Below are 11,914 nucleotides of genomic sequence, written 5' to 3' on the forward strand. Positions count from 1 at the left end.
AGGATTGGTTTCACGTGAAACATGCTGGTGATCGTGCGCGTCGGCACTCACGTGCTGACCTCGACGACAGTCGTCGGGACATCGCCGTTGGCGTACGTCGCCACCACGATAGTCGTCGCGCCGAGCCGGTGAAGGGTCGCGGTTGCAGCCGTCACCTCTTCCTGTGCCGTACGGCCCTTGAGCGCCAGCAACACACCACCCTTGCGGACCAGGGGAAGGCACCAGCGGCCGAGCTTGTCGAGCGCCGCGACGGCACGGGCGGTCACCACGTCGTACGTCTCGTGGACCTCTTCGGCGCGGGCGCGGAGCACCGTGACGTTGTCCAGGCCGAGCTCCGCGACGACGTCGTCGAGAAAGCGCGTCCGACGCAACAACGGCTCGACCAGGGTCACGGTGAGGTCAGGCCTGGCGATGGCCCAGACCAGTCCGGGAAGCCCGGCGCCTGTGCCGATGTCCGCCACCGTCGCACCCTGGGGGACCCGGGGCACCACCACAGCGGAGTTCATGATGTGGCGGTCCCAGATGCGGGGGACCTCCCGGGGGCCGATCAGGCCCTTGACGACACCATCGGTCGCCAGCAGATGCGCATACTGCTCGGCCAAGGGGAGCCGGGAAGCGAACACCCCCGCCGCGTGCGACGGGGGTGTTTCACGTGAAACATCCTGGCGGCCTTCGTCGCCCGGACCGGGTGTCGACCCTGTCATCGACGCACCTATTCGGCCGCGGTGTGCACGACGACGTAGCGGTGCGGCTCAGTACCGTCGGAGGAGCTCGTCAGTCCGGCATCGGCGACGGCGTCGTGAACGACCTTGCGCTCGAACGGAGTCATGGCATCGAGCGCCACCGACGTCTCACCGGCCTGAACCTTCTCGATCGCCGCCTGAGCGATCGCGACCAGCTCGGTGCGGCGCGCGGCGCGGAAGCCGGCGACATCGAGCATCAGACGGCTACGTTCACCCGTCTCGCGATAGACGGCCAGGCGAGTCAGCTCCTGCAGAGCGTCGAGCACCTCACCCTCACGGCCGACGAGGTGGTCGAGGTTGCCGCCCACGATCTCGACCGCAGCGCGGTCACCGTCGACGTCCATGTCGATGTCGCCATCCAGATCGGCGATGTCCAGCAGACCTTCGAGGAAGTCTGCGGCGATGTCGCCTTCCTTCTCCAGCTTCTTGGCCAGGTCACTCACGGGGTGCCGTCCTTGTCCGTCTCGTTCTTGCTCGTGATGTCGGGCTTGCGCTTGGGCGGGGCAGCGGGCTTCTTCTTCCGCTGGCTACGCGCCTGGTTCTTGGGCTGCTGTCGTGGCGGGGGTTTGGGCGCCTCGTCCTCGACCGGCTTGAGAGGATCCTCCGCCACGGTCTTGCCGTGCTTGGCGTCGCGCTCCTGCTTGGCCTTGAACGCCGGAGTGCCCGGAGCCGGGTTGTTGCGGATGACGTAGAACTGCTGACCCATGGTCCAGAAGTTCGAGGTGGTCCAGTAGAAGAGGACACCGAGCGGGAACGCCACACCGCCGACCGCGAACACAATCGGGAGGATGTAGAGGAGCAGCTTCTGCTGCTGGGCGTACTGACCCGTCATCGCATCGGCCGGCATGTTCTTGGACATCAGCTGACGCTGGGTCGTGAACTGCGTGATGCACATGATGACGACGAGCGACATCGTCAGGATCTTGGTCTCGGTAGCCGTGGAGTTCACGAACGTGTCGGCGATGCGCGCTCCCAGGAGCATGGCGTTGTGCAACGACGTCGCGTTCTCGGAGTTCATGAACCCCTTGTGAAACTCACCGTCCTTGGCGATGCCCTCGTACTTCGACGCGTGGTCGATCACCCGGAACAGCGCGAAGAAGATCGGCATCTGCAGGATCAGCGGCAGGCACGAGGCGAACGGATTGGTGCCGGTCTCCTTCCACAGCTTCATCTGCTCCTGCGTCAGGCGCTCCCGGTCGTGCTTGTACTTCTGCTGGAGGGCCTTGATCTGCGGCTGCAGGAGCTGCATGTTGCGGCTCGACTTGATCTGCTTGACGAACAGCGGGATCAGGAGCGTACGGATCGTGACCGTCAGTCCCACGATCGACAGCGCCCATGTCCAGCCGCTGTTCTCCGGCAGCACCGTCGCAAAGATCTTGTGCCAGACCAGCAGGATCCCCGACACCGCGTAGTAGAGCGGCGTCATGATCGCCGATCCGATGTCGCCTAGGAAGCCGAACATTGTTCTCCTCTGTGTGACTGTGGCACCGGGTCGTAGCCTCCGGCGCTCCAAGGGTGGCAGCGCAGGACACGACGTCCGGCGAGCCAGGTTCCGCGCACCGCACCATGAGTCTCAACGGCCTGCAGAGCGTAGGCCGAGCAGGTGGGGTGGTAGCGGCAGACCTGACCATAGAGTGGGCTGATCGCGAACCGATACGCCTTCAGCAACCAGATCAGTGGGTACTTCATCGAGCACCGGCCCGCACCAGCGCGGCGTCCAGGTGCTCGGCGAGTGTGGCAGAACGTACGCCCTGCGCGGCCGGAAGCGCGCGCACCACGACCCGGCTCCCGTCCGGGAGCCGGTCGATCCGGTCGCGCATCAGGTGTCGCAGCTGGCGCTTGACCCGGTTGCGGTCGACCGCCGATCCGACGGCCTTGCTCACGACGAAACCGACGGACGTGGGTCCGCCGGTTCCCGGAACGACATGAGTGACGAGGGTTGGTTGAACGCCTTTGGCTCCACGACGGATCGTGTGCCGGAAGTCATCCCCGCTGCGCATGCGTTGGACGCGCGCGAGCAACGGCTCAGGCAGACAGCTTGGCGCGGCCCTTGCGGCGACGGTCCGCGAGGATCGCGCGGCCGGCGCGGGTGCGCATGCGGAGGCGGAAGCCGTGCTTCTTGGCACGACGACGGTTGTTCGGCTGGAAAGTACGCTTGCTCACGATGTGTTCCTCACGGATCTCAGTCTGGGCCGGTCGACGGCCACCGCTCGCCCACGACCGAGAAGAGCAGTTGTCGTGGGCATGCGGCGGAAGTCGTTCTAGGACGACTAGACAACGGTACGGGCGCCCCGGAGCCCGGTCAAACTGATACCCATACGCCTCGAACGTCCCGTCGTCCACACGACACGCCGAACACTGGGGACGAGCTGGGGAATTCCGCTTGTAAGCACCCCTCATGGCTGCTAGCGTCACCGCGGTATCGAGTTTTCCACAAGGCAACCTCAACTCTCGAGTTCGCATTCACACCATGTGGAAAACCATGTGGACGTGTCGGGAGGCATTGGATGAACGACGGCCAGGAAACCAGCCCGGAAGAGCATCTCAACCGAGTCTGGCAAGGTGCCGTCGACACGTTGTCCCCTGGAGCGAAGGTGTGGGTCTACTCCGCCAAGCCCTTGACGCTCCACAACAACATCATGATCGTCGCGGTCCAGGACGACCTGACCCGCGCGCAGCTCGAGTCCCGCGTCCGGCCGGCTCTGGAGCACGCGATCAGCACGACGCTGCAGCAGGAGACCCGGCTCGTCGTCACGATCGAGCCGACCCTCATCGACACCCATCAGAATCGACAAGACGATTTATCGACAAACCAGCCCAACGCGTACGGGCAGGACAACGACCTCGATGACGATGACGACGACGACCAGGACGAGTTCGTCCCGACGTGGGCGGAGCGCAAGACCACCCCGCCCCGCATCGGCAGCGTCGCTGAGGCACGGCTCAATCCGCGCTACCTCTTCGAGAACTTCGTCATCGGCTCGTCCAACCGCTTCGCCCACGCCGCAGCAGTGGCGGTCGCCGAAGCGCCGGGCAAGGCCTACAACCCGCTCGTGATCCACGGCGAGTCCGGACTCGGCAAGACCCACCTGCTGCACGCGATCGGCCACTACGTCCTCAACCTCTATCCCTCCTCGCGAGTGCGCTACGTCAACAGCGAGGAGTTCACGAACGACGTCATCAACGCGATTCGTGAGAACCGCACGGCCGCGCTCAAGCGCAAGTACCGCGAGATCGACGTCCTCCTGGTCGACGACATCCAGTTCTTGGAGGGCAAGGAGTCGACGCAGACCGAGTTCTTCCACACGTTCAACGCGCTGCACAACGAGAACAAGCAGATCGTCATGACGTCGGACCGGCCGCCCAAGAACCTGACGACGCTCGAGGACCGCCTGCGCAACCGGTTCGAGTGGGGCCTGACCACTGACGTCCAGCCGCCCGACCTCGAGACGCGCATCGCGATCCTCCGCAAGAAGGCCGCCAACGAGAAGCTGACCGCGCCGGCCGACGTGCTCGAGTTCATCGCGAGCAAGGTGCAGACCAACATCCGTGAGCTCGAAGGTGCGTTGATCCGCGCAACTGCGTTCGCCAACCTCAACGGCACGACAGTCGACCTGCAGCTGGCCCAGATCGTGCTCAAGGATCTCATCGCCGAAGGTGAGGAGCCCGACATCACGGTCGGCATGATCATGGCGCAGACCGCGGCCTACTCCGAGTTCTCCATCGACGACCTCTGCAGCACCAACCGGAGCCGCAACCTCGTGCTCGCCCGGCAGATCGCGATGTATCTGTGCCGCGAGCTGACCGACATGTCGCTGCCCAAGATCGGCCAGGAGTTCGGCAACCGTGACCACACCACGGTGATGCACGCTGACCGCAAGATCCGCAAGCTCATGGCCGAGAAGCACGCGGTCTACAACCAGGTCACCGAGCTGACGGCCCGCATCAAGCAGCAGGCCCGCCAGTCATGACGTGTGAATGGCCCATCAGGACCATTCACACCTGGGACATACACAGCTGGGGATGGCACTGTGGGAAAACCCACGAGTCACGTGGACATCATCCGTCGCCGTGTGAACACCGTGTGAACGCAGAACCGACATCCACAGCATCGTGTAGTTTCACCGTCCGGCCGGACACAGGTTGTCCACCGGCACTCCAGCCGGGTTTGCAGTCCATATCCGGGTTGTCCACCGAATCCACAGACGCTACTACGACTACTACTCTTCTTTATCTCAGCAACCCCAGCGGAAGTCATGTTGCGAGGTGTGTGTGGATGACATCTTTTGCGCTTCCCCTGAATACCTCCGGTCACGGATACCGTGGCAGGATTCATCCCGACGGCTCCCGTCCTCGGAAAGGCCCCATCACGTGAAATTCCGCATCGACCGCGACACGCTTGCCGACGCCGTCGCCTGGACAGCCCGCAGCCTGCCCAACCGTCCGAGCGTTCCCGTGCTCGCCGGCCTGCTCATCGAGACCGCCGCGGACGGCCTCACCCTGTCCGGTTTCGACTACGAGACCTCGACTCGCGCCACCCTGCCCGCCGAGGTCAGCGCCGACGGCCGCGCGCTCGTCTCCGGCCGGCTGCTCGCCGAGATCGTCAAGGCGCTCCCGGCCAAGCCCGTCGACATCTCGCTCGACGGCACCAAGGTGCAGGTCATCTGCGGCAACGCCCGCTTCAGCCTGCAGACCATGCCGGTCGAGGAATACCCGCAGCTGCCTGAGATGCCCACGGCTTCCGGCACGATCAAGGCCGACGACTTCGCGACCGCCGTGTCGCAGGCCAGCGCCGCCGCCGGCCGCGACGAGATGCTGCCGCTGCTCACGGGCGTACGCCTCGAGCTCGAGGGCTCGACGATCTCGCTCATGGCGACCGACCGCTTCCGCGCGAGTCTTCGCGACCTCGAGTGGTATCCCGAGGCCAGCGACCTCTCGGCCCAGGCACTCGTGCCGGCGCGGGTCCTCAACGAGACGGCGCGATCGCTGACCTCCGGCGGCGACGTCACGATCGCGGTGTCGTCCGGTGAGTCCGGCGACGGGCTGATCGGTTTCGAGGGCACGGTCGGCAACGGCACCCGGCGCACCACGACCAGACTGCTCGAGGGCGACTTCCCTCGCGTACGCCAGCTGTTCCAGGCGCAGGCCGAGACCGTCGCCTACGTCGAGACGCAGGCGTTCGTCGACTCGGTCAAGCGTGTCGCCCTGGTCGCCGAACGCAACACGCCCGTACGCCTGACGTTCTCGGACGGCCAGCTCCTGCTCGAGGCCGGCAGCGGCGACGAGGCCCAGGCGTCGGAGTCGATCGAGGCGACGATCGAGGGCGCTGACATCTCGATCGGCTTCAACCCGACCTACCTGCTCGAAGGGCTCGCCGTGATGTCGGATCCCGTCGTGCACCTGTCGTTCACGCAACACACCAAGCCCGCAGCGATCTCGGGCGTTCAGGAGATCGGGGCCGACCCTGACGTCGCCTTCCGCTACCTGATCATGCCCGTACGCCTGCAGAACTGACTCTCGGAGGGACTCGCACATGGACATCGGACTCGTCGGACTCGGCAAGATGGGTGGCAACATGCGCACCCGCATGCGCAACGGCGGCGTCACCGTCGTCGGCTACGACCGCAACCCCGACGTGTCCGACGTGGCGTCCCTCGAGGAGCTCGTCGAGAACCTGCCGTCGCCCAAGGTCGTCTGGGTCATGGTCCCGGCCGGCGACATCACCCGGTCCACCGTCGAGCAGCTCATCGAGCTCCTGGGTGAGGGCGACGTCATCGTCGACGGCGGCAACTCGCGCTGGACCGACGACGAGAAGCACGCGGCGCTCGCCGCCGACAAGGGCATCGGCTACGTCGACTGTGGTGTCAGCGGTGGCGTCTGGGGACTCGACAACGGCTACGCGTTGATGGCCGGCGGCACCGCGGAGGACATCGCCAAGGTCAAGCCCGCGTTCGACGCCCTCCGGCCCGAGGGTGACTCCGGCTTCGTCCACGCCGGCCGTGTGGGCGCCGGGCACTTCTCCAAGATGGTCCACAACGGCATCGAGTACGCCATGATGCAGGCCTATGCCGAGGGCTTCGAGCTGCTCGAGAAGGTCGACATGGTCGACAACGTCACCGAGGTCTTCGACTCGTGGCGCCAAGGCACCGTCGTCCGCTCCTGGCTGCTCGACCTGCTGGTCAAGGCGCTCGAAGAGGATCCCGGCCTGTCCAAGGTGCGTGGCTACGCCGAGGACTCCGGCGAGGGTCGGTGGACCGTCGAGGCCGCAATCGACAACGCCGTGCCGATGCACACGATCGCCGCGTCGCTGTTCGCGCGCTTCACCTCCCGCCAGGAGGAGTCCCCGGCGATGCAGGCCGTCGCCGCGATGCGCCAGCAGTTCGGCGGTCACGCGGTCAAGGCTGCCGAGGAGAAGGGTCTCAACCCCGCGGCACCGGATCACGCAGATCCTGTCTAGCCCGTGCACGTCAGTCGCCTGACCCTGCACGACTTCCGGTCGTACGACACCGTCGAGATCGACCTGGAGCCCGGCGCCACGGCGTTCATCGGGTCCAACGGGCAGGGCAAGACCAACCTGGTCGAGGCGATCGACTACCTGTCCCGGCTCGACTCGCACCGCGTGTCGAGCGACGCACCGCTGATCCGCGCGGGCTCCGAACGCGCGGTCGTCCGCGCCGACGTCGTCAAGGGCGATCGCACGGCGCTGCTCGAGCTGGAGATCACGCCGGGCAAGGCCAACCGGGCGCGCATCAACCGCGGCGCGCTGCCGCGCACCCGTGACCTCATCGGCGTGCTGCGCACGGTGATGTTCTCACCCGAGGACCTGGCACTGGTCAAGGGCGACCCGTCCGACCGTCGACGGTTCCTCGACTCGCTCCTCGTGCTCCGCACGCCACGACTCGCGGGCGTACGCGCTGACTACGACCGCGTCCTCAAGCAGCGCAACACGCTGCTCAAGTCGGCCCGCGGCCGCCGCATCGTCGAGATCGCGACGCTCGACATCTGGGACGACAACCTCGCACGTACGGGAGCCGAGCTCGTCTCGACCCGGCTGCTGCTGCTCGACGCACTCGCGCCGCACCTCGCCGAGGCGTACGTACGCGTTGCCGCCGCTGCGGCGCCCGACCGCCGCGACGTCACCGCGATCTACAAGCCGTCGCTGGACCTCGACCCGGACGTACGCGACCAGGAGGCGATCCGCCAGGCGCTGCTCGACGAGATCGCCCGGCGGCGCGGCGATGAGATGGACCGCGGCATCAGCCTGGTCGGCCCGCACCGCGATGACGTGACCCTGACGATCGGCGAGCTCCCTGCCAAGGGCTACGCGAGTCACGGCGAGGCGTGGTCGTTCGCGCTGGCGCTGAGGCTCGCATCGTTCGAGCTGCTGCGCGAGGATGATGACGATCCCGTGCTGATCCTCGACGACGTGTTCGCCGAGCTCGACCAGGGTCGTCGCCAGCAGCTCGCCGAGCTCGTCGGCGACGCCGAGCAGGTGCTGGTGACCGCCGCCGTGGCGGACGACGTGCCCGAGGCGCTCAAGGGTCACCGTTTCAACGTCGCAGGAGGGGAGGTCGTCCGTGACTGAACCCGACGAACCTGCTCCGCGCGACGACGGCCTCGGCCTCGCCCGCGACATCGCCAAGTCCTACCGGGGCAAGGGGTCTCCCGTGCCGCCGTCGGCGAAGCGGCGTATACGTCCGGCCAAACCGGCTCGGGGCGCTCGCGACGAGCCGAGCCTACTGGCCGACCTGCTCGGCGAGGTCGTCAACGACCAGGGCTGGGACGAGCGGCTCGCAGCGCAGCGGGTCTTCACCGATTGGGCCGGCATCGTCGGTCCCGAGGTCGCGCAGCACTCCGAGGTCATCGCATTCGACGACGGCGAGGTCGAGGTCCGTACGGACTCCACGGCCTGGGCGACCCAGCTCCGACTGCTGTCGCCGCGCATCGTGGCGAAGCTCAACGAGCTGATGGGCGACGGATCGGTGCTACGGATCATCGTCCGCGGACCCCAGGCACCGTCGTGGAAGAAGGGCCCGCGCTCGATCCGTGGCGCGAGGGGCCCACGGGACACCTACGGCTGAGCGTCATCAATCAGGCCCTTGAGCTTGTCGAAAGGACGCGGTGGTTTCGACAGGCTCAACCAGCGAGGTCTACTCCGCTGGTGACACGGCGGCGGCCAGGACGACGAATGCCGCCGTGATCGCGGTGACGGCGCCGAGCACGAGCGACGCCTGGGTGAAGCCGACCCACCCGTAGGCCGGACGGACCCCGACCGCGACGAGGAAGGCCAACGCAGCGGCGCAGCCCACGAGCGCGCTGACGAACGTACCGGTCACCGGCGTGCGGGGTCCGTGGAAGCACCACGCGACGAGTCCGGTCCAGATCAGGCTCACGGCCAACGCGGCGACGACATCCGCCGGGCGGTGCCAGCCCGCGACGATCGTCGAGGCGCCCGTGAGGGTCGTGGCGAACCCGCCCGCGGCGGCCACCAGAGGGCGTACGCCGCCGGGCGCGACGAGCAACGCGGCGCCGACCCCGCTGGCGACCACCGTGGTGTGACCACTCGGCAGGCTGTTGAGCACGCCGAGGCCGAAGTCGGGCCGGTCGAGGAACGAGTGCTTGAGGACCTGCGTCGTGATGTCGGCGCCGCCGATGATGACCGCCGCGCCGACCGCGAGTCGGCCCTTGCCTCGCAGGAGGGCGACCCCGGCGCACACCACAGCGACCGCCACGATCGCGCCGATCGACACGTATCCGAGCCCACTCAACAACGTGAGCTTGGTGTCACGGCCGGCGACGACCGTGCGCATCGCTTCGTCGTCCCACTGCTGTCCGCGGGACGACTGGAGCGCGACGCGCACCATGACGACCAGCGTCACCGTCGCGGCAAGTGCCGTGGCGAGCGCGGGCAGCGCGGTGTCTCGGCGGACGGCGGTCGTGCTCATTCCTCTACGATGCCCGATGGCCCCCAAGTCGCCGTCGGCGCGTGTGAGCGACGTCGCCGCATGGGCGCCTCGGAGGGCCCGGAGCCATACCCGAGGTTGTTGGAGGGTCTGCCACAACGTCACAGCCGCCGTTTTGTCGCTCTCAGGGGCACATGGCGGTCGCGACGCGCCACCCGGGAACTGTGGGTAAACGCTGAGACGCACATAACGGCCCGTATACTGGACGAGTGAGCCAAACTCCAGATCCTGAAGCCTCGTACGACGCCAGCAACATTCAGGTCCTCGAAGGTCTGGAGGCGGTTCGCAAGCGCCCCGGCATGTACATCGGCTCGACCGGTGAACGCGGGCTCCACCACCTCGTCTACGAGGTTGTCGACAACTCGGTCGACGAAGCGCTCGCGGGCTACGCCTCCCACATCGCGGTGACCCTCCAGGCCGATGGCGGCGTTCGCGTCGTCGACGACGGCCGTGGCATCCCCGTAGACGAGCACCCGACCGAGAAGATGCCGGCCGTCACGCTGGTCCTCACCTCGCTGCACGCCGGCGGCAAGTTCGGCGGTGGCGGCTACAAGGTCTCCGGTGGTCTGCACGGCGTCGGTGTCTCGGTCGTCAACGCACTGTCGACCAAGCTCCACGTCGAGATCAAGCGCGACGGCTACCGCTGGACCCAGTCGTTCACCTACGGCGTGCCCGACGCCCCGCTCGAACGCCACGAGAAGACCGACGAGACCGGCACCACGACGACGTTCTACGCCAGCGAGGACATCTTCGAGACGGTCGTCTACAGCTACGAGACGCTCAAGACGCGATTCCGTGAGATGGCGTTCCTCAACAAGGGCCTCGAGCTCGTGCTGCGCGACGACCGCGACGAGGCGAAGGAAGCCACCGAGGGAGACACCCCGGTCGACGCGATCGAGCGCGACTGCCGCTTCCGTTTCGACAAGGGCCTGGTCGACTACGTCGAGCACATCAACGTCGGCAGCAAGTCGCCGATCCACCGCGAGGTCATCTCGATCGAGTCCGAGGACGAGACCAAGGGGCTCTCCCTCGAGATCGCGATGCAGTGGAACGACAGCTTCATCGAGTCGGTCCACACGTTCGCCAACACGATCAACACCCATGAGGGCGGCACGCACGAAGAGGGCTTCCGCGCCGCACTGACCACGACGGTCAACAAGTTCGCAACGGCTCAAGGACTCATCAAGAAGGCCGCCGACAACCTCTCCGGTGAGGACATCCGCGAGGGTCTCACCGCGATCGTCTCGATCAAGCTCGAAGAGCCGCAGTTCGAGGGCCAGACCAAGACCAAGCTCGGCAACAGCGAGGCCAAGTCCTACGTCCAGTCAGTCCTCAACGACGAGCTCGGCGCCTGGTTCGAGCAGCACCCGACCGAGGGCAAGACGATCGTGCGCAAGTCGATCGACGCCGCGACCGCCCGCATGGCGGCTCGCAAGGCCCGTGACCTGGCCCGCAACCGCAAGGGCTTCCTCGGCGGTGGCGGCCTGCCCGGCAAGCTCGCCGACTGCTCGTCGCGCAACCCCGAGGAGTGCGAGGTCTTCATCGTCGAGGGCAACTCCGCCGGCGGCTCGGCCAAGGGCGGACGCGATCCGCGCACGCAGGCGATCCTCCCGCTGCGCGGCAAGATCCTCAACGTCGAGAAGGCCCGCATCGACAAGATCCTGCAGAACGCCGAGGTCCAGGCGATCATCTCGGCGCTCGGCACAGGTGTGCACGACGACTTCGACATCGACAAGCTCCGCTATCACAAGATCGTGCTGATGGCGGATGCCGATGTCGACGGCCAGCACATCTCGACCCTCCTGCTGACGCTGCTGTTCCGGTTCATGAAGCCGCTGATCGACGGTGGCCATGTCTACCTCGCGCAGCCGCCGCTCTACAAGATCAAGTGGAGCAACTCGGCCGACGAGCTGGCCTACTCCGACGCCGAGCGCGACGCGATGCTCAAGGCCGGGGCGGCCGACGGCAAGCGCCTGCCCAAGGAGGTCGGCCAGCAGATCCAGCGCTACAAGGGTCTTGGCGAGATGAACGACAGCGAGCTGTGGGACACCACGATGGATCCGGCCAACCGCATCCTGCGCCAGGTGACGCTCGAGGACGCCGCGATGGCCGACGAGATGTTCACGATCCTGATGGGCGAGGACGTCGAGCAGCGGCGCTCGTTCATCCAGCGCAACGCCAAAGACGTCCGCTTCCTCGACATCTGAC

13 protein-coding genes are annotated in these 11,914 nt (G+C 66.7%); 6 read left to right on the forward strand and 7 right to left on the reverse strand.

Features of this window, described 5'->3' with window-relative positions:
• Positions 1-47: 47 nt before the first annotated feature.
• From rsmG to rpmH, 6 genes are all read right to left on the reverse strand, one after another.
• The gene (rsmG, locus tag ESP70_RS16370; RefSeq protein ID WP_246162064.1) at positions 48-602 is read right to left on the reverse strand and encodes a 16S rRNA (guanine(527)-N(7))-methyltransferase RsmG; all 555 of its coding nucleotides are present in this window, start codon (positions 600-602) and stop codon (positions 48-50) included.
• Positions 603-712: 110 nt separating this feature from the next.
• Positions 713-1,186, reverse strand: coding sequence for a Jag family protein (locus ESP70_RS16375; protein ID WP_246162065.1), 474 nt, complete (start codon positions 1,184-1,186; stop codon positions 713-715).
• Complete coding sequence (gene yidC / locus ESP70_RS16380; RefSeq protein WP_149690372.1) at positions 1,183-2,205, reverse strand: membrane protein insertase YidC; 1,023 nt, start codon at positions 2,203-2,205, stop codon at positions 1,183-1,185. Before yidC ends, ESP70_RS16375 begins: the two co-directional genes overlap by 4 nt.
• On the reverse strand, positions 2,190-2,432 hold the full coding sequence (gene yidD, locus ESP70_RS16385) for a membrane protein insertion efficiency factor YidD (protein ID WP_082530509.1): 243 nt from the start codon (positions 2,430-2,432) through the stop codon (positions 2,190-2,192). Before yidD ends, yidC begins: the two co-directional genes overlap by 16 nt.
• Positions 2,429-2,764, reverse strand: a complete 336-nt coding sequence (gene rnpA, locus ESP70_RS16390; RefSeq protein WP_281287341.1) for a ribonuclease P protein component — start codon at positions 2,762-2,764, stop codon at positions 2,429-2,431. The genes yidD and rnpA overlap by 4 nt, the downstream gene beginning before the upstream one ends.
• A 4-nt stretch (positions 2,765-2,768) precedes the next feature.
• The gene (rpmH, locus tag ESP70_RS16395; RefSeq protein ID WP_056210619.1) at positions 2,769-2,906 is read right to left on the reverse strand and encodes a 50S ribosomal protein L34; all 138 of its coding nucleotides are present in this window, start codon (positions 2,904-2,906) and stop codon (positions 2,769-2,771) included.
• Between the two features lie 344 nt (positions 2,907-3,250).
• Between rpmH and dnaA the strand changes: the two genes are divergently transcribed.
• The 5 genes from dnaA to ESP70_RS16420 all read left to right on the forward strand — a co-directional run bounded on the left by dnaA (position 3,251) and on the right by ESP70_RS16420 (position 8,824).
• Positions 3,251-4,714: a chromosomal replication initiator protein DnaA gene (gene dnaA / locus ESP70_RS16400; RefSeq protein ID WP_149690374.1), complete on the forward strand. Its 1,464-nt coding sequence runs from the start codon at positions 3,251-3,253 to the stop codon at positions 4,712-4,714.
• Positions 4,715-5,114: 400 nt separating this feature from the next.
• A complete protein-coding gene (dnaN, locus tag ESP70_RS16405) occupies positions 5,115-6,257 on the forward strand; it encodes a DNA polymerase III subunit beta (protein WP_056210617.1) in 1,143 nt (380 codons plus the stop codon).
• A 19-nt stretch (positions 6,258-6,276) separates the two neighbouring features.
• Positions 6,277-7,200, forward strand: a complete 924-nt coding sequence (gene gnd, locus ESP70_RS16410) for a phosphogluconate dehydrogenase (NAD(+)-dependent, decarboxylating) (RefSeq protein WP_149690375.1) — start codon at positions 6,277-6,279, stop codon at positions 7,198-7,200.
• Between the two features lie 3 nt (positions 7,201-7,203).
• Positions 7,204-8,328 (forward strand): DNA replication/repair protein RecF, encoded by a 1,125-nt coding sequence (gene recF, locus ESP70_RS16415; protein WP_149690376.1) that lies wholly within the window; start codon positions 7,204-7,206, stop codon positions 8,326-8,328.
• On the forward strand, positions 8,321-8,824 hold the full coding sequence (locus tag ESP70_RS16420; protein ID WP_149690377.1) for a DciA family protein: 504 nt from the start codon (positions 8,321-8,323) through the stop codon (positions 8,822-8,824). Before recF ends, ESP70_RS16420 begins: the two co-directional genes overlap by 8 nt.
• A 69-nt stretch (positions 8,825-8,893) precedes the next feature.
• On the opposite strand, the gene ESP70_RS16425 is transcribed toward ESP70_RS16420, so the two are convergent.
• Positions 8,894-9,688, reverse strand: a complete 795-nt coding sequence (locus ESP70_RS16425) for a phosphatase PAP2 family protein (protein WP_149690378.1) — start codon at positions 9,686-9,688, stop codon at positions 8,894-8,896.
• 227 nt (positions 9,689-9,915) lie between these two features.
• On the opposite strand from ESP70_RS16425, the gene gyrB reads away from it, so the two are divergent.
• Positions 9,916-11,913 carry a DNA topoisomerase (ATP-hydrolyzing) subunit B gene (gene gyrB, locus ESP70_RS16430; protein ID WP_149690379.1) on the forward strand — a complete coding sequence of 666 codons (1,998 nt, stop codon included), beginning with the start codon at positions 9,916-9,918 and terminating at the stop codon, positions 11,911-11,913.
• Position 11,914: the final 1 nt, after the last annotated feature.

It is taken from the genome of Aeromicrobium ginsengisoli (assembly GCF_004134905.2).
GTDB classification, from domain to species: domain Bacteria; phylum Actinomycetota; class Actinomycetes; order Propionibacteriales; family Nocardioidaceae; genus Aeromicrobium; species Aeromicrobium ginsengisoli.